The 24588-nt window shown below is 52.7% G+C and carries 19 protein-coding genes; 10 read left to right on the top strand and 9 right to left on the bottom strand.

Annotation, left to right across the window (positions count from 1 at the left end):
• Positions 1 to 7 precede the first annotated feature (7 nt).
• Together FH871_RS13555 and FH871_RS13560 are read right to left on the bottom strand one after the other, a co-directional pair.
• The gene (locus FH871_RS13555) at positions 8 to 787 is read right to left on the bottom strand and encodes a hypothetical protein (RefSeq protein WP_138991945.1); all 780 of its coding nucleotides are present in this window, start codon (positions 785 to 787) and stop codon (positions 8 to 10) included.
• 44 nt (positions 788 to 831) lie between these two features.
• Positions 832 to 1884: an AMP-binding protein gene (locus tag FH871_RS13560; protein WP_138991946.1), complete on the bottom strand. Its 1053-nt coding sequence runs from the start codon at positions 1882 to 1884 to the stop codon at positions 832 to 834.
• 175 nt (positions 1885 to 2059) lie between these two features.
• Here FH871_RS13560 and FH871_RS13565 point away from each other — a divergent pair, with 175 nt between their 5' ends.
• From FH871_RS13565 to FH871_RS13575, 3 genes are all read left to right on the top strand, one after another.
• Positions 2060 to 2518, top strand: a complete 459-nt coding sequence (locus FH871_RS13565) for a DUF2452 domain-containing protein (protein ID WP_114409309.1) — start codon at positions 2060 to 2062, stop codon at positions 2516 to 2518.
• Between the two features lie 154 nt (positions 2519 to 2672).
• Complete coding sequence (menB, locus tag FH871_RS13570) at positions 2673 to 3497, top strand: 1,4-dihydroxy-2-naphthoyl-CoA synthase (RefSeq protein ID WP_138991947.1); 825 nt, start codon at positions 2673 to 2675, stop codon at positions 3495 to 3497.
• A 9-nt stretch (positions 3498 to 3506) separates the two neighbouring features.
• Positions 3507 to 4523, top strand: a complete 1017-nt coding sequence (locus FH871_RS13575) for a GntR family transcriptional regulator (RefSeq protein ID WP_138991948.1) — start codon at positions 3507 to 3509, stop codon at positions 4521 to 4523.
• On the opposite strand, the gene FH871_RS13580 is transcribed toward FH871_RS13575, so the two are convergent.
• A complete protein-coding gene (locus FH871_RS13580) occupies positions 4496 to 5392 on the bottom strand; it encodes an N-acetylmuramoyl-L-alanine amidase-like domain-containing protein (protein ID WP_138991949.1) in 897 nt (298 codons plus the stop codon). The genes FH871_RS13575 and FH871_RS13580 overlap by 28 nt on opposite strands.
• Before the next feature lie 96 nt (positions 5393 to 5488).
• On the bottom strand, positions 5489 to 7237 hold the full coding sequence (locus FH871_RS13585) for an alpha-amylase family protein (RefSeq protein WP_229317276.1): 1749 nt from the start codon (positions 7235 to 7237) through the stop codon (positions 5489 to 5491).
• Positions 7238 to 7504: 267 nt separating this feature from the next.
• Here FH871_RS13585 and FH871_RS13590 point away from each other — a divergent pair, with 267 nt between their 5' ends.
• The 6 genes from FH871_RS13590 to FH871_RS13615 all read left to right on the top strand — a co-directional run bounded on the left by FH871_RS13590 (position 7505) and on the right by FH871_RS13615 (position 16886).
• Positions 7505 to 9382: a glycoside hydrolase family 13 protein gene (locus FH871_RS13590; RefSeq protein ID WP_138991951.1), complete on the top strand. Its 1878-nt coding sequence runs from the start codon at positions 7505 to 7507 to the stop codon at positions 9380 to 9382.
• 90 nt (positions 9383 to 9472) lie between these two features.
• On the top strand, positions 9473 to 10138 hold the full coding sequence (gene pgmB / locus FH871_RS13595) for a beta-phosphoglucomutase (protein ID WP_138991952.1): 666 nt from the start codon (positions 9473 to 9475) through the stop codon (positions 10136 to 10138).
• A gap of 135 nt (positions 10139 to 10273) precedes the next feature.
• Positions 10274 to 10846: a DinB family protein gene (locus tag FH871_RS13600; protein ID WP_138991953.1), complete on the top strand. Its 573-nt coding sequence runs from the start codon at positions 10274 to 10276 to the stop codon at positions 10844 to 10846.
• Positions 10847 to 10963: 117 nt separating this feature from the next.
• Positions 10964 to 13300 (top strand): glycoside hydrolase family 65 protein, encoded by a 2337-nt coding sequence (locus FH871_RS13605; RefSeq protein WP_138991954.1) that lies wholly within the window; start codon positions 10964 to 10966, stop codon positions 13298 to 13300.
• A 117-nt stretch (positions 13301 to 13417) separates the two neighbouring features.
• Complete coding sequence (locus FH871_RS13610) at positions 13418 to 14470, top strand: hypothetical protein (RefSeq protein ID WP_138991955.1); 1053 nt, start codon at positions 13418 to 13420, stop codon at positions 14468 to 14470.
• Entirely contained in the window at positions 14433 to 16886 is a 2454-nt protein-coding gene (locus tag FH871_RS13615; protein ID WP_138991956.1) for a hypothetical protein, read from the top strand. Before FH871_RS13610 ends, FH871_RS13615 begins: the two co-directional genes overlap by 38 nt.
• A 1-nt stretch (position 16887) precedes the next feature.
• On the opposite strand, the gene FH871_RS13620 is transcribed toward FH871_RS13615, so the two are convergent.
• The gene (locus FH871_RS13620) at positions 16888 to 17667 is read right to left on the bottom strand and encodes a hypothetical protein (protein WP_138991957.1); all 780 of its coding nucleotides are present in this window, start codon (positions 17665 to 17667) and stop codon (positions 16888 to 16890) included.
• A 100-nt stretch (positions 17668 to 17767) separates the two neighbouring features.
• Between FH871_RS13620 and FH871_RS13625 the strand changes: the two genes are divergently transcribed.
• On the top strand, positions 17768 to 18415 hold the full coding sequence (locus tag FH871_RS13625) for a trans-aconitate 2-methyltransferase (RefSeq protein WP_138991958.1): 648 nt from the start codon (positions 17768 to 17770) through the stop codon (positions 18413 to 18415).
• Positions 18416 to 18442: 27 nt separating this feature from the next.
• Here FH871_RS13625 and ppsA read toward each other — a convergent pair whose 3' ends face one another.
• The 4 genes from ppsA to FH871_RS13645 all read right to left on the bottom strand — a co-directional run bounded on the left by ppsA (position 18443) and on the right by FH871_RS13645 (position 24501).
• Positions 18443 to 21076 (bottom strand): phosphoenolpyruvate synthase, encoded by a 2634-nt coding sequence (gene ppsA / locus FH871_RS13630; RefSeq protein WP_138991959.1) that lies wholly within the window; start codon positions 21074 to 21076, stop codon positions 18443 to 18445.
• A gap of 18 nt (positions 21077 to 21094) precedes the next feature.
• Positions 21095 to 21553, bottom strand: coding sequence for a MarR family winged helix-turn-helix transcriptional regulator (locus FH871_RS13635; protein WP_138991960.1), 459 nt, complete (start codon positions 21551 to 21553; stop codon positions 21095 to 21097).
• Positions 21554 to 21702: 149 nt separating this feature from the next.
• Entirely contained in the window at positions 21703 to 23634 is a 1932-nt protein-coding gene (gene dnaK / locus FH871_RS13640; RefSeq protein ID WP_138991961.1) for a molecular chaperone DnaK, read from the bottom strand.
• Between the two features lie 288 nt (positions 23635 to 23922).
• On the bottom strand, positions 23923 to 24501 hold the full coding sequence (locus tag FH871_RS13645; protein ID WP_138991962.1) for a hypothetical protein: 579 nt from the start codon (positions 24499 to 24501) through the stop codon (positions 23923 to 23925).
• Positions 24502 to 24588 lie beyond the last annotated feature (87 nt).

A 24588-nucleotide genomic window follows, 5' to 3' on the forward strand; every position in this document is an offset into this window, starting at 1 on the left:
CAGGCGTTTACGATTGAATAAGTCGAACCAAAACGTTCCGAAGTTTGCTCACCGGCCCCTCATCACCGATGATGGCCGTACCGGTTTCATACCATTCCGGCGTTCCCAGATTCAGATACCGACCGGGTTTGCGCGGTGCATCGAGCACGGCTTCCTCGCTGCTATAATCCACCGCGAAAAAAACCTCCATCAGAGCCTTCAATTCTTTCCACGGCAGGGTTTTGGTTTGGGTCTGGTTCGCACGCCTGGTTTCCAGACGCACTTCCCGACTGGCAAACGATGCGATCAGATGTGCTTCCGTCCGGTTGCCCGACTCGATTTCCAGGTAGGTCGCTTCAAACGGTTTTTCTTTTCCCGAAACTTCGTACACCGCCTGAATCAGCTCCTGGCTCAAAAACTGCCATTCGGAACGCTGAGAAGGTGTTCCGGACTGGTTGCCCTTCGCGTACGTTTCAATCGTCACTAAAAAATAATCCTGATTGTCACTTAGTTTTTCTTCATTAAACGCTTTGAGCTGGGTTTTTCGGGCCAGATCGCTAACGGTTTGCTCCCAAATCGCCGGCAGATGTCCCGCCCATTGATAGTCATCATTCATGGAAAAGCCCTCGCCGGTAATTTCTTCCTCGTCCAGTTCTTCCCGGTCGGTATAGGTCATCGTCAGGTTGATCGACAGACGACCGTCGCTGGTCGGATGCAGGAGAAGAGTAAAAAAGTGGGCATATGGCGGTGGAACGACCAGAGCGGTCTGGTACCGGATTTCGATCATTTTGAAGCGCTGCTCAATCATCTTGCAAGAATAGGGATTAAAGACCGGAGAAAAAAGACGCCCGGCTACTGGCTGGCCGAAACCGTCGATTTTCGGTCAATCTTCCCGGTGGGGGTTTCAGAAAAAACCGGCACCTGTACGGTTTTACGCGGAATGGCATATGGCCCGATGGAAAGCTGTACGGCCTTTTTAAGGGCCTCCAGGAGGCTTGCCGACCATTCGGTTCCTTCCAGAAACAGAACCACCTGCTGCCCCAACCGCTCGTCTGGCATACCTGCGACAAAAAACCGGGCTGCCATGCCTTCCTTTGCCAGCAGTTCGGCAATCACCTCTTCTACCCGCTCCGGCTGAATTTTCACGCCCCCGCTGTTGATGATCGAGTCGGCACGGCCGACAAGGCGAAAATGAAAAGCATCGGTTAGTTCGACCACATCGTTGGTTTGAATCGTCTCAAAGTCAGAGGCTGCGGCTTTGATAAACAGACAGTTTCGCGCATCGACCCCAATTTCAACGCCTTTTAATGCCTGAAATACCTCTGTTCGATCCGGCCCGTTGATGCGCCGGATGGCAATGTGGGAGACGGTTTCGGTCATGCCGTAGGTGCTGAACACCGGGGCCGATACGGTTTGCAACCGTTCAGCCAGCGTTCGATCCACGGCGGCTCCCCCCACCAGAATTGCCTTCATGCGATTCAGAATGGGCAACGAATGACCCGGATGGTCGAGCATTGCGTGCATCTGCAAGGGGACGAAAGCGGCAAAATCAACCGGATCGGTTTCCGGATTAAGGGTTAGCAACGGATCGGACGACGGTTCGACGACAGTCATCACCAACCCCAGTTCAAGCCCCCGAACCAGCATCATGACCCCGGCGATGTAATCCACATTCAGGCATACCAGCGCGTGATCGCCCGGTAACAGACCAAACGTGTGGCCCGTCAGAACTGCACTGGCCCTCATCTGGCGCCGACTCAGGGTGATCGGTTTCGGCGTTCCGGTCGAACCGGAGGTGCGGAGCGTGAACACCGATTGGCCGGAAAGCCATTGCCGGCAAAACGCGATGGCCTTCGCTTCGTATTCGGTTTGGGGTATCGGTAAATTACCGGGTGCTATTCGCATGGGGAGTACGGTTTGAATCGTAAAAATAAGCTACTTTTGCCCCGATTTTTGTTCCTGACAAAACTCTGAAGGCCCGCATCGGTTTTCAAGTTTATCGTTGCCGGTTTATCGTTGCCGATCCTGATCACGCATTCCGGAACGTTAAACCGTAAACTTAAAACTGACCCACTTTACTATGGCGAACGAAGCGTTTGTAAATCCGATTTCAGTCGATAAAGTTACGGATAAACCCGGATTGCTCGAATATGCCCACTCCGTCGGTGGTGCTTTGATCAAGCCGGAAGATAAGGGGAAAATGAAAGGCCGGGCGGTGACGGCCATGCGTGAACAAACGGATTTGCAACTCTCGCAGTTGTACCGGCAGATGCAGTTGCTGGCAGAACAGGCGACGGCCATCCGCAACCGCGTAGAAGTGTCGGAACGGATTTACGGAGCCCAAATGGGCTTTGAACCCATTGTCGGACACACGTATTATTTCTACGAGAAAAAAGACGGGACCGATGTTTTGTCCATGATCGCACCGAATGAGTGGGGACGGACGTATCCGTTTCGCCGGTGTGTTGCCACCGTTCGCATGATGGCCGACCACACCTGGGATGTCGTTTACCATGAAACTGAGTTTACAGAAGAATAAATTAGAGGATTGAGGTGGTTAACGATGGCTGGATGGGTAAGCATGGTTTGATGGTTGAAATTGTTAAACATTGAATAACGCGCAAAAACCGTTCATCCATAAAACCATATTAACCACCTGATCAATTAGCCAACAAACATTAACTTGAAAGTCAATGCAAAGCAAATATCCCTGGGAAACCATTAAAGAATACCGCGAGATTCTATTTCAGTATTACGAAGGCGTTGCCAAAATCAGCATCAACCGTCCCGAAAAGCACAACGCCTTTACGCCGTTGACGGTCAAGGAAATGAGCGAAGCCATGGAACTCGCCCGCCAGGACGAGCGTGTGGGCGTAGTGATTCTGACGGGTGAAGGCGGCAAAGCGTTTTGCAGTGGCGGTGATCAGTCCGTCCGGGGCCACGGCGGCTATGTGGGTGAAGACAGCGTTCCGCGCTTGAACGTGCTCGATTTTCAGATGCAGATCCGTCGGATTCCGAAACCGGTGATTGCGATGGTGGCCGGTTGGGCCATCGGCGGTGGACACGTCCTCCACGTGATTTCCGACCTGACGATTGCGGCCGAAAATGCCCGCTTCGGCCAGACCGGCCCGAAGGTCGGGAGTTTCGACGGCGGTTTTGGAGCCTCCTATCTGGCCCGGATTGTCGGACAGAAAAAGGCCCGCGAAATCTGGTACTTGTGTGACCAGTATGACGCGCAGGAAGCCTTGCAGATGGGGCTGGTCAACAAAGTCGTTCCGCTGGAACAACTCGAAGAAACCACCCTGGAATGGTGCCGCAAGATGCTCGAAAAAAGTCCGATTGCGCTGCGGATGCTGAAGGCATCGTTCAACGCCGAACTGGATGGTCAGGCCGGCATTCAGCAACTGGCGGGCGATGCCACGCTGTTGTATTATCTGTCGGATGAAGCGAAAGAAGGCAAAGATTCGTTTTTAGAAAAACGCAAACCGGATTTCAGTAAGTTTCCAAAATTCCCTTAACCCTTGTCCATGATTGATCTTCATATCGAATCTCAGTCGAGCGTTCCGAAATACCGTCAGATCGTCAACGCGGTGATCAATGGCATTGAAATTGGTACCCTGAAACGGGACCAGCAACTGCCGTCGATCAATGAACTGAGTGAAGAATATTACCTGGCCCGCGATACCGTCGAGAAAGCCTATAACTTCCTGAAAAAAGAAGGGGTGATTCAGGCGGTTCAGGGCAAAGGATTTTTTATCCGGCGCGATGGTCCCGGCCAATTGCGGGTTCTGTTTCTGATCAACAAGTTCAGCGCCTACAAAAAAATCATTTACTATTCACTGGTGAATGCGCTGGGCCACAACGCCGTGGTCGACCTGCGCATTCACCACCACAGCGCACAGCGGTTTAAAAAACTGCTGGAAGAAAACCTGGGGCAATACCATTATTATGTGGTGATGCCACATTTTTACGAAGAAACTGAACAGGTGAACGTCGTCAAATTGCTGGAACAGATCCCGTCCAACGAACTGATCATTCTGGATCGGGAGATTTCTGAATTGCACGGCAACTATTCGGCAGTATACCAGCAGTTTGACCGCGATATTTACGAAGCCCTGGAATCGGGCCTGGATGTGCTGGAAAAGTATCGAAAACTGACGCTGGTTTTCCCGAAAGAAGTCTACTACCCACGGGAAATCGTACGCGGTTTTCGGAATTTCTGTGTGCATTACCACAAGGAATTTGAACTTCTCGACACGCTGACGGGCCGCGAACTGCAAACCGGTACGGCGTACATTGTGCTGGAAGATGGCGACCTTGTCGAACTGGTTCGGCAGGTCAAACAGCGGGGTTTGAAACTGGGGCAGGACATCGGGGTGCTGGCCTTTAACGAAACGCCCCTGAAGGAAGTTCTGGCCGACGGCATTGCGGTGATCTCGACCGATCACGAAAAAATGGGTGAGACCGCGGCCCGGCTGATTCTGGAAAAGCGACACGAAAAAGTAAAAAACCCCTTTCAGTTGATTCGGCGGGCGTCTTTGTAAGAGAGGTTTTGCGGACTGTTTTCTTTCAAACGCGCCACCCGAATCCCCGAAAATTGCCGGTTCCACAGCACGTAATCGGCCAGCGGTTCTTCCGAAATCATCACTTCACCGTAGTGCGATGACGCATGCAGCAAATGGGCCCTTTTCTCCCCGTTGGGGCCGTTTTGCCAGACCACGAAGCCGACGTGCTTCATATCCAGGCCGGGCCGGGAAGCCGTCAGCATGATAATGTCGCCTTCTTTCAGGCTGCTTTCAATCTCTTTGATGCGTTTTTTGGGAATAAACCAGAAGCTCTGCTGGCTGATGGCCGACTCCACCAGCGCAATCTGCTGAAGGGTTGAGGGATCCGAAAGCTGCGGGTATTTCCAGGTGCTTTTGGTCATGTAAGACACCGGTTTTGACACCTGCATACCGCCAATTTTTTGCGTCACATCTTGTACAATGCCTTTTTGCTCGTTATCGACCAGCCATTCTGAAAAGTAATGCAGGCGGCTGGCAAAACCGTCGATGGTGCCGTTGCGATACCGCAGTCTGGTCAGATTCTTGCGAAAAAGCCGGTCGAACTGCACCGAATCCTGCTCGTTGAGCAACTGATGGCGGGCCAGGGAAAGCGCAAGGGTGGTTTCCAGAAACGTAGTGCAATCGAACGCCCGAAAATTGACGACCAGCTGTTCGGTTTCATTGCCGTCCAGTGTGTGGGCCACATACGGACGCCCCTGAAACGATTTACTGATGGCAATTGCCGTTTCGGCCGGGGAGATTCCGGGCGCAACGGCCACCTGCCGGAGTGGCGAAGGTGGCAGGATTTGCTGGGCAATCGAACGGGTAAAAGGCACTAACGCAAGCAGAACAGTAAACAGTTTCTTCATCAAGTACGGTGGTTAAGAAAACGCAGGGTTCGAAAAAGCGAGGCCGGTTTTTCGTGAAAATAGCAAAAATCGGATCACGATGCCATTCTGGTCGGTTTATTTGATTTCCAAAACCAGCACACCCAACGGCGGCAGTTCGATCGGAACGCCGGACATCGCGGCTGATTTCAACTTGGTTTTTGTTCGGAAAATATCGGTAAAAGAATACGTTTTGGTCTCGTCCAGCTTCATCGTTTTCCAGGCTTCCACCGGAATGCGCACCGACGTTTTTGCGGTTGTCTGTTTGTCGAAATTACAGACAATCAGCAGTTTCTGTTTGGCCGAGTGCCGCAGGTAACTGTACAGCCGGTGTTGGTCATAGCCGGGGCTTTTGCCCCGGTCGTTGTTCGCGTATTGCAAGTCGTAAAACCCGCCCGTCCGGATGGCGTCGCTGGTGTTGACCAACTGGTTCAACTGCTGGTAGAATTTTCGAAGATTTTTCTGGTCGTCCGTTAGCTTGCCACCATCGAACTTCGCAGGTTTGCCAACGCTGCCATTGGTCCAGGCCTGAAATTCCGGGACACCCCAGTAATCAAAGATGGTCGTCCGGCCATCTTCCCCCTGAAACCCCTCGGCCTGCGTCGGGTTGACGCCCAGCTCCTGCCCGAAATAAATCATCAGCGGCCCGGTGTGCAGCGTCGCCGAAAGCGTCATGGCCGGAACGGCCGTCCACGGGTCGCCGGCAAAAAACCGGGAGGCCACGCGCTGTTCGTCGTGGTTTTCCAGAAACCGCAGCATGTGATTGGCGTAATCACCGGATTCCTGCTGCCACACCCGCGTAATGTCTTCCGTCGTGCCCTGGCCTTCCATCAACCGCCGAACGGCGTCATACAGGCCGACTTTATCGTAGAGGTAATCGAATTTGCCGGTAAAAATATAATTGCGGTATTGCTGCGGGTTGTAGATTTCGGCGATAAAGATGACACCGGGATGAGCCGCTTTGACCTGCGGAATGGCCCAGCCCCAGAATTCGACCGGCACCATTTCGGCCATGTCGCACCGAAAACCGTCGACGCCCTTGGCCGCCCAGAACAGCAGAATGTCCTTCATTTTCACCCAGGTCGACGGAACCGGATCGAAGTGCGTCTGGCGGTTGTTGAGGTAATCGACACCGTAGTTCAGTTTGATCGTTTCGTACCAGTCATTGAGGTCGGGCTGGGCTTTGAAAACGTCATTGCCTGTCGCTTTGGCTGGTTGCTCAACGTAATTCGCCACCGATTCTTCCGGCGGAACAACGCCCTGCGGAACCTGAAACGACTGACCAGGTAGATAATAGAAATTGTTTTTCGGGTCGAAAGGTTTGCTGGTGTCATCGCCCTCCCCCATGTCCTGCACGCCCGCTGGTTTGGCGTCGGAATGATACTCCCGGGCCACGTGGTTGGGAATAAAATCGATCAGCACTTTCAGGTCGTTGGTGTGCGACCGTTTCAGGAGATCCTCGAATTCCTTCATCCGGTTGGGCACATCGACCGCCAGATCCGGGTTCACGTCGTAATAATCTTTGATGGCATAAGGCGAACCCGCCCGGCCTTTCACCACCTGCGGATTGTCTTTCCGGATCCCAAATGCCGCGTAATCCGTCATCAGGGCGTGTTCGATAATACCGGTGTACCAGACGTGCGAAACCCCAAACTTCTTCAGTTCCTGCAAGGCTTTGGACGTGATGTCATTGAATTTGCCAACACCATTCTCATCCCGGCTTCCCCAGGGTTTATTGGTCGTATTCTGATTGCCGAAAAGGCGCGTAAAGATCTGGTAAACAACAAGTTTGTCTGATTTTTCTTCGATGGGCACAGCTGTATTCATGTTCGACGGTAAGGGTTCAACGGAATAGGCTGCCAGGGTATGCAGGATACCGGTAGCCACCAATCCGCCGGCAAAAGCCCGGCGGTTTATTAGTATGGAATCTGGAGCGGATGAATTCGTCTTCATGTCCAAGATACAAATTTAGCACGGTCTGCCCGACCCGACCGATCGGATTCAGCGTCAAATTTCAAAACTACTGGCAATATGAAAACAAATCCTTTATTTTACCATATTTATGATTCCGTTTCCAGCTCTCCGCTAACCGTTATGAACCGTTCGATTTCCCTTTTCCTGCTGGTCAGCCAGCTAGTCTTTTGCCAGGCCCGGGCGCAGTCTGCGGCCATCCGGCGCGTCGACCCAACCAACTGGTGGGTCGGCCTGAAAAACCCCAACCTCCAGCTCCTGGTTTACGGCCCTAAAGCCGGATCGATGACGTACACGATCAATTACCCCGGCGTCAAGCTGGTGAAAACCCAAAAGGCCGAAAACCCCGATTTTGTTTTTCTGGATCTGCTTATTTCCGCAACCGCCCAACCGGGCACCTTTCGGATTGTGGGGAAAACCGGCTCCGAAACCATCAGCCGACCGTATGAGTTAAAACCCCGGACGACCGGGCCGAAAGGGCAGGGCGTTTCGGCGGCCGATTTTATTTACCTGATCATGCCCGACCGCTTTGCCAATGGCGACCCGGCCAATGATGCGTTTTCAGATCTGCTCGACACCAAAGCCGATCGGTCGGTTCCGCATCTACGGCACGGCGGTGACTTGCAGGGCATCACCAACCACCTCGATTATTTGCAGGAACTGGGTGTCACTGCCCTCTGGATGACGCCGGTTCTGGCAAACGACGAAACCTTGAAACAGGAAGCCCCCGACCGGATGCAGGCGGGGTACCACGGCTATCATTTTACGGACCATTACCAGATCGACAAGCGGTTTGGCGGCACGGAGGGCTACCAGAAACTAGGCCAGGCGCTCCACCAGCGCGGCATGAAACTGGTGCAGGATGCGGTCTATAACCACGTGAGCGATGACCACTGGCTCTATAAAAACCAGCCGTTCAAAGACTGGTTCAACCAGTGGCCGACCTACACCGGCAGTTCGCACAAGGAGCAGGCATTGTATGACCCTTATTCCGCTGCGTCGGACCGAAAAGTACTGCTGGACGGCTGGTTTACGCCTTTTCTGCCCGATCTAAACCTGCGAAATTCGTTTTTGTCAACGTACCTGATTCAGCACGCGATCTGGTGTACGGAGCTTTTTTCGCTGGATGCGTGGCGCGTCGACACCTATAAATACAACGATCTGAATTTCCTGAACCGCTGTAATCAGGCCCTTTTAAATGAGTATCCCAAACTCCATATTTTTGGGGAAGCCTGGGTAGGAAATCCGGTGGCACAGGCGTTTTTTGTTAAAAACCGGATCGATCAGCCGTTCAAATCCAACCAGCCGGGTGGTCTGGATTTTGTACTCTATGAAGCTGCCAATGCGGCTTTGAAAGAGAACTTCGGCTGGGATTCGGGCCTCAACCGGGTTTATCAGGCGTTGGCGACGGATGCGGTTTACGCCGATCCGCAAAAACTGGTTACGTTTCTGGACAATCACGATACTGATCGATACCTGTCGGTGATTGGCGACGATTACGCGAAATACAAAATGGGCGTCACCTGGCTTCTGACGACGCGCGGCATCCCGTCGTGGTATTACGGAACGGAAGTGCTCATGAAGAACACCAAAAACCCGTCGGATGCTGAAGTGCGCCGGGATTTTCCGGGCGGTTTTCCCGGTGATCCCCTGAATAAATTTACCGATGCCGGGCGAAACGAAAAGGAGAAAGACGCCTTTAATTTTGTCAAAAAACTGGCGAATTACCGCAAAAATACGCCGACTTTGCATTCGGGGAAACTCACCCAGTTTATTCCCCAAAACGGCACCTACGTCTATTTTCGCTATGATGCATCCAAAACCGTGATGATAGCCACCAATTCGACGGAGCAGGAAATCAGTCTGGAAACCGGCCGGTTTGCCGAACGCATGGCGGGTTTTACAAAGGCTCGAAACGTGCTGACTGACGAGGTAATCAACACCCTGTCCACCCTGAAATTACCCGCAAAAACCGCAGTGGTGCTGGAACTGGCTCCCTGATCAGGCCTGAACGAAAACGGGCGAATGCTAACGGATAAGTCCTTTTTTATCGCTTTATTGCAGTACACAACCTGCATAATCAATCAGCCAATGCCCATAAAAGCCTTACTTTTTGACCTGGATGGTGTTATTGTCGACACGGCCATTTATCATTATCAAGCCTGGCGACGGATGGCCAATACGCTGGGTTTCGATATTACAGAAGAATTTAATGAGCAATTGAAGGGCATCAGCCGCACCGAATCCCTGGAAATTATTCTGGCCCACGGCGGCCTGACGGTTTCGGAAGATCATAAACTGGCACTGGCTACCCAGAAAAACGAGTGGTATCTGGAACTGATTTCGCAGATGACACCCGCAGCCATTTTGCCCGGCGTATCGGAATTTTTCGTGGCAGTAAAAGCGGCCAACCTGAAAACCGCTCTCGGATCGGTCAGTAAAAATGCCCGCCTGATTCTGGAACGCATCGGCATGATCGACGATTTCGATTCGATCATCGACGGCACCAAAATCAGCCGGGGCAAGCCCGATCCGGAGGTTTTTCTGAAGGGTGCTGCCGAGCTTCACGTCCGGCCCGACGAATGCGTGGTTTTTGAAGATGCCGTTGCGGGTGTCGAAGCCGCCAAACGGGGCGGGATGCTGGCCGTTGGCATTGGCGTGCCATCGGTCCTGACTCAGGCCGACCTGGTGGTGCCGTCGTTGGCAAAATTGACACTGGAAGCAGTCTTATCACTGTCAGCAGTCGAAAGACCCTGACGGCCGTTTAAACCCAATCAGCGGTCAAACAATAACCCAACCATACCAGCAATGGTTACCCTTTTCATTACATAAAAACCGCTGTCAGGGTCTACCGATCAGGCGATGACCCGGCGCTGACAGGGTCAGAAAAATATGCAAAAAATAGAAACCGCCCAGCAACTCCAGCAGCGGATCAAAACGGTTCTGGAAACCATTGAGCGGGAATTTCGTCCGCTGTCCGATGAGCAACTCAACTGGAAACCCGACACCAGCCGCTGGAGCATCACGCAGTGTCTGCAACACCTCAACCTGGCCGAACGGTTTTACATCCGGAATCTCCAGAAAAAAATCGATGATCTCGGGTTTATCCAGACCAGCCCGATCGACCAACCCTTAAAAAGCACGCTGGTCGGTCGGATGCTGCGCAAAGCCATCGACCCGAACACAAAAATGAAACTGCCGACGGTTTCGTTCATGACGCCCCGCAACGATCTGGACGCCCGCGATGTGATGAAGCAGTTTGTGGAATTGCAGCAACTTTTGCACGAATTGCTCGACAAGGCTCCGTACATCGACTGGAACGAGGAAAAAGTGATGACCCTCTTTGGCAACTGGCTTAAAATCAACGTCGGCGATGCGTTTCAGATGCTGGTGGCCCACACCGAACGTCACCTCAACCAGGCCCTGCGGGTGAAACAGGAAGCCGCTGGTTTTCTGGCGAAATAATTATATTTACGCCCAACCCGCGACCAGAAAACCATAATCCCCTACCAATCAAGCTATTAACTGAGAATTCTATCACACAAGTGTTCTTCCATCTCGCTAAAAACCCCTTGACCCGGAATGAAACAGTACTTAAAGCACGACCCCTGGCTGATTGTTGAAGAGGATTTCCACCGTTCCTACAATGAAATTACGGAGAGTGTCATGAGCCTTGGTAACGGGCGCATGGGACAGCGGGGTAATTTTGAAGAGAATTTTTCGGGCAAAACCTTACAGGGCAACTACATCGCGGGGGTCTATTACCCCGACAAAACCCGGGTTGGCTGGTGGAAAAACGGTTATCCCGAGTACTTCGCCAAAGTCCTGAACGCGGCCAACTGGATCGGTATTTCCATCAACATCGAATACGAAACGCTGGATCTGAACACCTGCGAAGTCCGCGACTTCCGGCGGGTGCTGAACATGCAGGAAGGGTATCTCGAACGGTCGTTTGTGGCTTTGTTGAAAAGTGGCAAAGAACTCCAGGTTAATGCGAAGCGGTTTTGCTCCATCGTCGACGACGAAGCGGGTGTCATTCGTTACAGCCTGACCCCCCTGAATTTCGATGCCAAGATCACGATTGAACCCTACATCGACGGCAACATCCGCAACCGAGACTCCAACTACGACGAAACGTTTTGGGATGAAGTCCGGAAAGAAACCGGTTATGGGGAAGCCTACATCGAGCTGCGGACCCGAAAAACCGGCTTTCACGTTTGTACGGGCATGGCCATCGAAATTGAGCAGGACAATGCCCGGATCGATTTTCAATCCCAGCCCATCCGGCAGGAAAAATACGTCGCCAATCGCCTGACGCTGGAATGCCGGCAAGGACAGGAAACGGTTCTCTATAAATACGCCGTGAACCTGTCGTCGCTCAATTACGACAGTGATTCGGTGGTTTCAGAAGCCCGCAAATACCTGCAGCGGATTACCAGCAAAGGCTTCGACCGGATGCTGATCGAGCAGCAGCAGGCCTGGGCCGACAAGTGGAAAATGAACGACATCACCATCGAAGGCGACATTGCCGCTCAACAGGGCATCCGGTTTTCGATTTTCCAACTCAATCAGACCTATACCGGCGAAGACGAACGGCTGAACATCGGCCCGAAAGGCTTTACCGGAGAAAAATACGGCGGCTCGACGTATTGGGATACTGAAGCGTATTGTTTGCCTTTTTACCTCGCCACCGCCGACCAGAAAGTCAGCCGGAATCTGTTGCTTTACCGGTATAAGCACCTCGAAAAAGCCATTGAGAACGCCCAGAAACTGGGTTTCAAGGCCGGGGCTGCACTCTATCCGATGGTGACCATGAACGGCGAAGAATGCCACAACGAGTGGGAAATCACGTTTGAGGAAATTCACCGCAACGGCGCCATCGCCTACGCCATTTACGATTACGTCCGGTATACGGGTGATGAGGACTATTTGACGGACTACGGCCTGGAAGTGCTGATTGCCATCAGCCGGTTCTGGAGCCAGCGCGTCAACTGGTCGGAGGCCAAACAGCAGTATGTGATGCTGGGTGTGACCGGGCCGAACGAATACGAAAACAACGTCAACAACAACTGGTATACGAGTTACCTGGCCGCCTGGACGTTACGCTATACCGCCGAAGCCGTTGGCCGGGTGAAGCAGCTCAACCTGGAGAAATTCAACGAGTTGTGCGACCGGATTCATTTCCGGGAAGAGAAGGAAGTGGCTACCGCTCTCCACATCGCCAACAACATTCACCTCCCCTTCGACGAAAACCGGCAGGTTTTTCTGCAACAGGAATCGTTTCTGGACAAAGAACTGATGCCGGTGAGCGAGATCCCGAAAGGGCAGCGACCGTTGAACCAGCACTGGTCGTGGGACCGGATTCTGCGCTCGTGTTTCATCAAACAGGCCGATGTGTTGCAGGGCATGTATTTTTTTGAAGACGACTTCGACCGGGAAACGTTGCGCCGGAATTTCGATTTCTACGAGCCGATGACCGTTCACGAATCGTCGCTCTCACCCTGCGTCCACTCGGTGCTGGCGTCGCAACTGGGCATGAAGGAGAAGGCGTATGAAATGTACCTGCGCACCGCCCGGCTGGACCTCGACGACTACAACAACGACACCGAAGACGGCTGCCACATCACCTCGATGGCCGGTACCTGGCTGGCGGTAGTGAAGGGTTTCGGTGGTTTCCGGATCAAGGATGAGCAGGTGGTTTTAGATCCGCATTGCCCCGACAACTGGGCGTCGCTGGCGTTTAAAGTCCGGTTTCGGGGCGCTTTGCTGGAAATCAAAGTAACGCAAACCGATGTAAGTGTGCAGAACTTTTCGGACAAAACCGCTCAGATTTTGCTGTTCGGAAAACCACTGACGCTCGACGGCAAAAGCCAGAAAACCGTGCTGCGGCCGACTGAGGCCGAGTCGGACGCAGTTTAAAACCCAGGTTGGTTCCTGTGCAGGAACCAACCTGGGTTCCAGATTTTTCGAATGCCATTTCCCGGATTGCCGTGAATGCCGTACCCGGCGGGCAATTTTGAAGAAGTAGTCCACTCCATGAATACAACCCGTTGCCGTTTCAAGCTACCCAGTGGGCTGTGCCTAATATGTATTACGGGTTTACTGGTAACGCTTTCCTGCCAGACGCCCGATTCGAAACAACTCACCCCGGCTTTTTATTCCTGGCAAACCACCTACAACCCTTCCGATACTGAGCGACGGTTGCTCGATCAGCTTCAAATCCGGAAACTCTACCTCCGGTACTTCGACGTAGACTGGGACCCGGCCACCCAATCGGCGGTTCCGAAAGCAGTCGTCCGGTTTGCCCAAAAACCCATTGGTCTGACCATTGTTCCGGTGGTATTTATCACAAACCAGACGCTTCTTCGCAGTGATGCTTCGGCCATTCCGGGGTTAGCCGAAAACCTCCTTCGGAAAATCAACCAGATTTCCCGGCAAAATGGCATTCGCAGCCCGGAAATCCAGTTGGATTGCGACTGGAGCGCGGGAAGCCGGGAGCGGTATTTTCACCTGCTCCGGGAACTTAAAAACCGCTTCAAGGGTCCGGTTTCGGCCACCATCCGGCTCCACCAGATCAAATATCCGGAACAAACCGGGTTGCCGCCCGTCGACCGGGGCATGCTGATGTTTTACAACATGGCCGACTGGAAACGTGCCGAAACCCGCAATTCGATTTATGATCTGGATGTAGCCCGACGGTATACCGACTTTTTGGAACACTATCCTTTACCGTTGGATGTGGTTCTGCCGCTGTTCCGATGGACGGTCGTTTACCGGAACAACCGGTTTCTGAGTTTGCTCAACAACCTCGATTCCAACATGCTGGCGACGTGTTCCTTTTTGAAACCCGCAACCGAAAACCGCTTCGTCGCCATCCGCGACACCACCGCCCTCGGCTTTTCCATCCGCCGGGGCGACGTCTTTCGGGCCGAAGCCTGCCGAAACGACGATTTGACGGCGGGGAAGCACCTTTTGCTATCGAAAATTCAAAATCAAAAACTTACATTTGCCCTCTATCATCTCGATTCTACCGTAACATCCTCCTATAGCGATGCGTTTCTTCACTCTCTTGTCCGGTCGGCTCCGTAGTGCCTTGCTGTCGGTTGCCATCCTGATCGGCTTTGCCTGTGGCCCGAGTTCGTATGACATCAACGAGTTTATGAGTTTTTTCATGCCGGAAAGTAGCCAGACCGCCCTGCGTGACCAGATTTATCACTTTACGCCCCAACTCTACCGGTATGATGATTATTTTGATACGGATGAAGATACGGTCGTAACGGACGAAAACGTGCTGGCGTGGAAAGCCTACAGCCGGGGCAAAGTGTCCGAAACCGAGATTTCTGCCGCCCTCTATAGCCGCGACAACCAGGCGTCAAACGGCCTGGTTCGCTGGGCAACAGCCACCAACCCGGCGGCTTTGACTTACCTGAAACTGGCCTGGCAAGCCGAGGAAGCCGCCCCGCGTCCGGTCAATGCCTGGGAAGCAGATTCAGTTCGTCAGGACACCTCAGGCTCAGTGTTGCCGACGCTTTTGACCGAAGCCCGGGCCGGTTTTGAGTCCACGCAGGAGCCGTTTTTGAAAGAGCGATACGCTTTTCAGGCCGTCAAACTGGCGGCCATGACAAAGAACTACGCCCTGAGCCGCACACTTTATGACAACCTGGTTCGCCCGTTGTCCAAAAAAACGTTTCTGAGCGACTGGTCGTTGTGCCGTCATGCGGGGGCAACCATGGCGTTGGGTGATACGGCCCAGGCTCTGTATGAATTCGCGCAGGTTTTTGACCGCTGCCCGTCACGCCGTCGCGAAGCCGAAACCAGCCTGCGGATTTATGGCATCCGCTTTCGGGAAAAAGCCCTGGATTTTTGCAAAAATGACCGCGAAAAAGCCGCCGTCTACGCCATTTGTGCCATTCAGCCGAAACAGGATGCCTTGTCATTCTTGAAAGAAATGGTAAATCTGAACCCCGCAAATCCGCTGATCGAGTTGGTGATGGCGCGGGAGATCAACCGGAATGAATACTTTTTCTTTCAGGACTCATCGCCCATCAACGTCTATGACGACAAAACGCGGAAAGACTCGCTCAACTTCGTGGATCGGAAAAACGAAGCCCCCGATTATTTCCAACAGCTTCGGGACTTTGCGCTACAGTCGGCCGGGAATACCAAATTGGGAAATCCGGCATTTTGGTACACGGCAACTGCGTATCTGGACTATCTGGCTAAAGCCTATCCTGATGCCAAAACCAACCTCGATCGGGCCAGTCAGCAACCGACCACCAACCTGATGTTGAAAAAGCAGATCGCGCTGCAACAAATGCTTCTGCTTACTGCCCAAACGGAAACCCTCACCCCGGACGTTGAAAACCAGCTCATTGGCTACCTCGAACAGTTTGGCAATTCGACGAGCTTCCACATGACCAATGCGTTTGTCGAAACCTGCAAGCAGCTGGCCCGGAAATACGGCTACGGAAAACCCGCTGAAAAAGAATCAGGCGGCTGGCTGGCGGGCTGTTTTCGGTCCAGGTCGGGCCAGTCGGATGGCCCTTCGACCGCCAAAGCGTTTTTACTCACCGCCCTGACATCGTCGCAACTAAACCGGAATGACCTTTATTTTGACAGCCATTCCGATCTGTACGACATTGAAGATACAACCTCATCTGCCACGATCCGGAACGTCGTGCAGTTTGCGACCAACCCCAATCCCACCGGGTTTGACCAACGGCTGTTGAAACTGACCGGTTTTACCAACGATGCGCTGTATCTTCTTTTGGGAAGACGGTTGCTGGCCGAAAACCAGTATGCGGAAGCCGCCGAAGCCTATGCGAAAGTTGCCCCGAAAACCTGGAACACGGAACCCTTTACGTCGTATTTCAACGAAAATCCGTTCGTCGTTACGCTCCTCGGCAAGCAGCGCGGAATGAAGACCGCCAACGCCTACACCCCGGTTTCATTCCTTAAAAAAATGGTCGGCCTGGAAAAGCAGGCCAAAACCGCATCGGATGATGCAGCCGCCGATCTGTATTACCAACTGGGTTGCGGGGCGTACAATATGAGCTGGTTTGGCAATGCCTGGCTGCTGGTGCGGGCGCGCTGGAGCGGAGCCGAACCGGTACTTTATCAGTATACCTACCGGCAGGTTCAACAGCCCCAACGGGATCGCGGACTTCAACTGGTTGGCGAGCAGGATTATTATACCAATGCAACCGCCAAGGCTTATTTCGAGAAGGCGATGGCGGCCGCTAAAAACCCCGAACTGGCCGCCAGGGCCTGCTTTATGGCCGCTCGCTGCGAACAAAATGCGTTCCGCACCCGCCAGGAAATTGAATATGCCAGACGCAATTACGCGATTGATCCCAAACCGTTCGATACCGAAATGAAAACCCTGCGTCGGGAGCAATACAGTGCCTCACTGACCAAACTGGCCAAAGAATATGCGCAAACCCGCTTTCACAAAGAGATGATTCGGGAATGCGCAACCTATTCGGATTTTCTGGCCGGGAAATAATTCAGTTTTTCGAAAACCGCTCGCCAAAGTAGAAATTCAGGCCCACGGTCACAAAGCCCCATTTGTCGGGGCTGTTTTTCCCATAATGGTTTCCCTCCGTGAACACCGGACCGGTGGTTTGCATCACCTGGTTGTTATCGTCCAGGGTGGCATCCAGTTTATCGGTACGGACGAGGTTGAGCCGGACATCCCCGAAAATACTCATCCGGCGCGAGAGGGCTGTTGCGCCCCGCAGCCCCATCAGCCAGACCAGCTCGTGGGTGCGTTTCACCCCGGCTTTTCCGCGCGCTTCAATCCCGTCGCGCGACCGGTGGCTGCCCGCGTTGTTGGTCACCCGCTGTACCGCTCCGGTGGTCAGATCAACGGCTTCTGCCCGGAAAAACACCAGACCAGCCCCGCCATAGGGTCGAAGCTCCACCAGCTTCTGCCCCTGCCTGAACCATTCCAGTATATCCACCGATAGGGCACCGGCGGCTTGAATAAACCGTGTTTTGGCACTGGAATGATAGTAGTCATCCTGCCGGGATTGCAACGTTCCCACATCGAAAGGCAATTCAACCGTTACGGTTTTTGTGATAGGAACCAACAGCGAAGCCCCGGCGAAGGGAGTGGATACGGGGTCTTTCAGATCGCCGTATAACTGATTGAATCCGGCCCGAACGGCGAGGCTCGCGGGTTGCGAAGCCGTCTCAGGCGAAGTTGTCTTAGGCTGAGCGAAGGCCTGTAGAATGCTCAGGCTGAGCAGAAACAGACTGAAAACGGGGCGTAGATCTCTTTTCATCCGTCAACAGGTTTATGTGTCTCCCTTAGACGTGAAACCGGTAAAAAAGTCATCTTTATTGTCTTCATTTGTAGTTTGAAGTGAAACCGGTTACCAGGTTATGGCTACTTCCCCACCCGTTGACGCTGGATTTGACGGTATTGCACCTTTCTACGACTCCCTTTCCCGGCTGGTTTTCGGTAATTCGCTTCGAAAAGCGCAGGCCCACTGGCTCGGATCGGTTCCTAAAAAAGCGAATATTCTTGTCCTGGGTGGCGGTTCCGGCTGGCTGTTGTCGCGCATTCTGGCGGTTTGCGATCCCAAAACCGTCCTCTATATCGATGCTTCGCCAGTTATGATTTCTTTGGCAAAGAAGGAAGTCAATAACGACAGCCGGGTCGACTTTCGGGTTGGAACCGAAACCGCTATTCGGCCCGGCGACCGGGTTCAGGTTCTCTTTACGCCGTTTGTGCTTGATCTGTTTCTGGAAGAACGTCTGCAAACCCAGATTCTGCCCCGATTGCTGAGCTGTTTAGACCATGATGGGCAATGGTTTTGCTGCGATTTCGTTCAACCCGTTTTTTGGTGGCAACGCCTGCTGCTCTGGGTTCTGTACCGGTTTTTTCGCACGCTCAGTCGCATCGAAGCCAATCGATTGCCCAACTGGTTGATGCTGTTGAATTCACAGCCTTCTCTGCGCTATGGCAAATCACAACCTTTTTTTGGAAGAATGATTCTCAGCGGTTACTGGCAGAAAACCGCTTTGTAAGGCCGGTGCCATGATCGCATCACTTTTTTACAGAATTTCCACATAACCGTCCGTTCCATTCACCCGGATTCGTTGGCCGTCTTTGATCAACCGGGTCGCATTTTCCACGCCGACCACTGCCGGCAAGCCATATTCCCGGGCAATCACGGCTCCGTGGGTCATCAGTCCGCCCACTTCGGTTACCAGACCTTTGATGGACACAAACAAGGGTGTCCAGCTCGGGTCAGTAAAAGGCGTTACCAACACATCCCCCGCTTCCAGATCCGCATCTTCCAGGTTGAAGACGACCCTTGCCCGCCCCTCGATCAGTCCGGAAGAAACCGCCAGCCCGGCCATTGCTTCGGTTGGAAGATTGTCCCGTCTGTACTGACCGGTGATGATTTCACCCTCAGACGTGATTACCCGCGGGGGCGTTCGTTTTTCATTGATTTCGTGTTCTTCCTTGCGTTGGCGGATGATTTGGCCGTCCAGGGTCTGCGTGTGTACAACTTCGCGAAACGCTTCAAAAGTGAGGTAATAGACGTCTTCTTTTTCACGAATTACCCCGGCTTGCACGAGCTTTTCGGCTTCCTGGAGGAGAGCCAGTTTGTACACGAAGTAGCGATTGACCATGCTGTATTTGGGGTATTCACGATAACCAATGAAATTCCGGAGCAGGCCGATCATTCGTCTGGTTTCCCGGGCTTTTCGTCTCCCATCCGGTAATGCCATCAATCGTTCCACCAATTCCTGCTCTTTTTCCATCGCCTGTTGTCGCCCCTGCTCAAATTTCTGCTTGCCGGCTCCGGGTTCAACGTTTTTGATGTTTCCGAGGAGGATGGGGACAAGTTGAGATGGTTTTTCGCTCCAACGAGCCTTCGAAATATCGATTTCACCGACACAACGCATACCGTACCGGGTAAGGAAAGCCTCGATTGCCTTCCGGGTTTCCTGCCCCCCTTCAACATTCACCAGTTCATCCAAAAAGTGATCGTCTTTCACCCCTTGTAAAAACACCATGACTTCGGGATACGGGCGAATCACATCGGCAACATCCAGCAGGACCCATCCCATTTCCGACGTAATATTGTGAGATACGGATTGGGTTAGCACATCCGCTGCGTTTTTCTCCCCCAGCCACTTCTCCATTTTTTTGTTGATCCAGGCCGTAGCGTAGAGGGCAATCCTGATCACCTCCAGACTTTGCGGACTAAACAACACCTGTCTTAATTGCGGAATATCTTCCCGGATGAAATCAAATAAGGCGGTTCCTGATTTCGCCTGGATAGCTTGCTTTAACGCTGCAAGGGAGGTTTGACTCTGTTGTATGAGATCAGGAACGAGAGCCGGTTTGTTTTCGAATGACGCCAGATAACGCCACGAAAGGTTGTTGTCGACAAATCCCGTGGCCGGTAATTTGCCATTTGGTACCGGTTTGATAAAGCCTTTTCGCCCGGCAATGGTCAACAGGGCGTCTTTGATGAGCAGATCGCTTTGTCCAAAGGTTTCGATCAACTTTTTTCGGCTGTCCGGTGCAGCGAGCTGCGGTGTAACGTCCACAAACAACCTACCGCCCGCTTGATGCATGACGGCACGGGTCGTTAACTGGAAAAAGGAGAAGCCCAATGGTTTTAAGGCATCGGTCATCATTTGATTATGACCGACCGATACATAGACGCGCGGGTCGCGCCCGGCATTTCCGGCATCATTTGCTTCCGGAATCGGAAACAGCGTGGTGATGGGCCTGCTCTGAACCACAAAGAATGTATCATCAACCAACCCCCATTCGATGTCCTGAGGACAGCCGAAATGGGCTTCGATTTTCCGGCCCACACGCTCAAGTTGCAAAATCTGCTCCTCGGTCAACGACTGCCGGTTCTGACGGCCGGACTCCACCTCCGCTTCCTGCGTACCGCCCGCTTTTAGGGCATAAACCGCCCGCTTCTTGGTGGAAACCTTTCTGGCAATCACCTGGCCCGCACGAACTTTATAATGGTCCGCATTGACCAGGCCGGAAACCAGGGACTCCCCCAAGCCAAAGCTGGCCTCGATCGACACCACCTTCCGGTTGGAGGAAACCGGGTCTGCCGTAAAGAGAACTCCGGCGACATCCGGAAAAATCATTTTCTGAATCACCACCGATAAATAGACCTTCCGATGGTCGAATCCATTTTGCAGCCGGTACGTAACAGCCCGGTCGGTATACAGCGATGCCCAGCAGCGACTGATCGATTGCAGAATGGCGGCCTTGCCAACGGTATTCAGGTAGCTATCGTGTTGCCCGGCAAACGAAGCCGTTGGCAGGTCTTCCGCCGTAGCGCTGGATCGAACGGCATACGCATGTTCTTCGCCAAGGTATTGAAGCTGGCGGATAATCTCCTTTTTGATCCCGGTCGGAATTGCGGTCTCTTCGATCACCTTCCGGATTTTTGCACTGATTTCGCTAATTTCTATCCGGTTATCTACTTTTAGCAGCGCCAACTGATCGAGCAGCGTCTTCAACGTTTCGTTATGGCCGACACTATCTTTATAAGCGTCCGTCGTCACACAAAAACCCTCCGGCACCTCCACGCCCTCCATCCGCGACAACACCCCCAGACTAGCCCCTTTGCCCCCAACCACGGCAAGCTTTGCATGGTCAATATCCTGTAAGTCAAGCAGATATTTACTTGTGCTTTTCATCACTTTCCTACTCTACAATTAGTTATTGTTAAGTTTTTGGGTCGTTGCCTTCATGATGTCGATGGCCTTTAAAAAATAGGCTTCAATGACTTTAATTTCCTCGTTTGAAAAGGAAGCCAGTAATTTTTCCGACTCGCTTCGGAATTCGGCATAGAGCGGGACTAGAAGTTCCATAATGGTGTCGGTGTTCGGTACCAGGATGACCTTGCGCCGGTCATCCTGGGCAAATTGTCTTTTTACGAGGTTTTTCTTTTCAAATCGGTCGATCAAACCGGTAACCGCACCCGTTGTCAAGCCTGTTAACGTGGCTAGCTCACCGGCTGTCATCTGCCCTTTTTCAATAAAAAATCCCAGGTACTTATGATCCGTTCCCGAAAGACCAGCCTTTCGGGCAACGGCTTCGTGCATTTGAATAGAGGTATAGGCATACAGTTGGCTCAGTTTTCGGATGGGCCGGATTGCGTCTTCTTCTTGCATATTATCTTAGAAACTAATTATCTTATCAACAAAGATAATTAGTTTCCTGCAAAGTTTCAAACTCATTTGGGCAGGCTTGGCGTATGCACACAAAAAAAGCCAGCCCGTTTATCACAGGCTGGCTTCCCAAATCTATCTAGGTTTGTTTCTTACTTTACTTCTTCAAACGGCACATCCGAAACGTTGTCCTGACCCGTTGGCTGACCAGTCTGTCCGTTGGGTTGACCGCCGTCGCCCGCAAAACCGTCGGCCGGGTTGGGGCCTTGTGCACCGCCCGTGGCGTTATAGAGTTCCTGCGAAGCGGCTGCCCAGGCAGCATTCAGTTTTTCCACACCCGCGTCAATTGCGGCTGCATCGCGGCTGCTGTGGGCTGAACGCAATTCGCTCAACGCTCCTTCAATGGCGGTTTTGTTGCCTTCCGACAATTTATCACCGTATTCTTTCAACTGCTTCTCGGTTTGGAAAATCAGCGAGTCGGCCTGGTTGATTTTCTCAATCACTTCCCGTTCTGCTTTGTCAGAAGCTTCATTGGCTTTGGCTTCTTCACGCATCCGGTTGATTTCGTCATCGCTCAAACCGCTCGAGGCTTCAATCCGGATTTTCTGCTCCTTGCCGGTTCCTTTGTCACGGGCGGTTACGTGCAGAATACCGTTGGCGTCGATGTCGAACGTCACTTCAATCTGCGGAATACCACGCGGGGCCGGTGGAATACCGTCGAGGTGGAACCGACCCAGTGAGCGGTTCTGGCTCGCCAGGGGACGTTCTCCCTGCAAAATATGGATTTCAACGCTCGGCTGATTGTCGGAAGCCGTTGAGAATGTTTCTGATTTTTTGGTCGGAATGGTCGTATTGGCGTCGATCAAACGGGTCAAAACACCACCCATCGTTTCAATCCCCAGCGACAGCGGAATCACATCCAGCAGCAGGACATCTTTCACTTCACCGGTCAATACACCACCCTGAATGGCAGCACCAACGGCTACGGCTTCATCGGGGTTCACGCTCTTCGACGGTTTCCGTCCGAACAGTTTCTCCACTTCGTCCTGCACTTTCGGAATCCGGGTTGATCCACCGACCAGAATAACCTCGTCGATCTGGCTGGCCGAATACCCGGAGTTTTTCAACGCCCGGCGGCAGGGTTCCAGACTCCGCTGAATCAGCGAATCGGCCAACTGTTCAAATTTCGCGCGGCTCAACGTCCGCACCAGGTGTTTCGGAATACCGTTTACCGGCATGATGTACGGCAGGTTGATTTCCGTCGAGCTGGAGCTCGACAGTTCCACCTTCGCTTTTTCAGCCGCTTCTTTCAGCCGTTGCAACGCCATTGGATCCTGCCGCAGGTCGATGTTTTCGTCGTTTTTGAACTCCTGTGCCAGCCAGTCGATAATCACCTGATCGAAGTCGTCACCACCGAGGTGCGTATCACCGTCGGTCGATTTTACTTCAAATACGCCATCGCCCAGTTCCAGAATGGAAATATCGAACGTACCACCACCGAGGTCAAACACGGCGATTTTCATATCCTGGTGCTTCTTGTCCAGGCCGTAGGCCAGGGCAGCCGCTGTCGGTTCATTGATGATCCGCTTGACATCCAGACCGGCAATTTGACCAGCCTCTTTGGTTGCCTGACGTTCGGCATCGTTGAAGTAGGCCGGTACGGTAATGACGGCTTCCGTAACGGTTTGGCCCAGATAATCTTCGGCGGTCTGCTTCATTTTTTGCAGAATCAGGGCCGAAATTTCCTGTGGTGTATATTGACGATCGCCAATCCGGACGCGGGGCGTGTCATTAGGTCCCCGTTCGACCGTGTAAGCGATGGTTTTAATTTCGTTCTGAACTTCATTGAAACGTTTCCCCATGAACCGTTTGATCGATGAAATCGTGTTCTTGGGGTTTGTGATGGCCTGGCGTTTGGCCGGATCACCGACCTTGCGTTCGCCGTTGCCATTGTCCATAAAGGCCACCACCGATGGAGTGGTCCGACGGCCTTCGCTGTTGGCAATGACCACCGGCTCGTTGCCTTCCATGACAGACACGCACGAGTTGGTTGTTCCTAAGTCAATTCCTATAATCTTTCCCATGATACTTTTACGAATGTCTTGCTTTTAGTCTTTTGACAAACTACAAATGCCTAATGAACAAGACCTATGCCAGCCCACGCAATTGCCCCAAAACGTGACAGATTGACAGCTAAAGCTGACTGAATGGCTTTAGTGAATGAAATTCTCCGGCGTTTTCTGACAGGATGTAAACCGGTTGTGAGTCCGCCAGTGTACGTACTGGCAGGATCATTGATAAAGCCCCCAACCCTTGAAAGCGGCTTTTTAACACCCGTTCTTTTGCTGCCTTTGGGGTTAGGGGCATTTCTGTTATTTACCAAACAAACCGCCCAGCAAACCACCCAGTCCCCCATTGTTCGACTGGTTTGGCTGTGCATTATTACCTCCACCCATAAAACCGCCCGCAACGCGCATCAGATCGTTCATATCGAGTTTGCCATCGGCCATGGCCGAACTGGCGGCTCCCATCCAGTCGACGCCCTGATTGCCGGTTGCGGCACCCAGAATCTGATTTCCATCGACACTCGAATCGTTCGGGTCCCGGGATTTATTCATCAGTTTGCTCAACACCATCGGCACCACCATCGTTGCAATCGACATCGCCATCTGGGGTGAAATCCCTAGTTTTTGCATCAGACTTTGCTGCACATTCTGCTCCACGCCCTGAGTAACCGGACTTTGCTGCACATTGGCACCATTGCCCTGGCCGGTTACCATGCTCAGCAGGTCGCTCAGATTACCGCCCTGGGCCTGCTGCTGCAACCCACCGAGAATACCGCTCGAAATGGCCTGCATCGCATCTTCATTCTGGTGATTCGGTATGGCGGGGTTGTTGATAACGGCATCGCCCGACTGCTGGCGAATGAGGTTCATGAGGGTTTCCATCATAATCGTACGTGGTTTGATTGGTTAAAAAATACTATGAAGCACCGGACTGATGGTGTTATACTGTTTCTTTGTAATAACTTCCCGGTA

The organism is Larkinella sp. C7 (genome assembly GCF_006149005.1).
Classification (GTDB): Bacteria; Bacteroidota; Bacteroidia; order Cytophagales; family Spirosomataceae; genus Larkinella.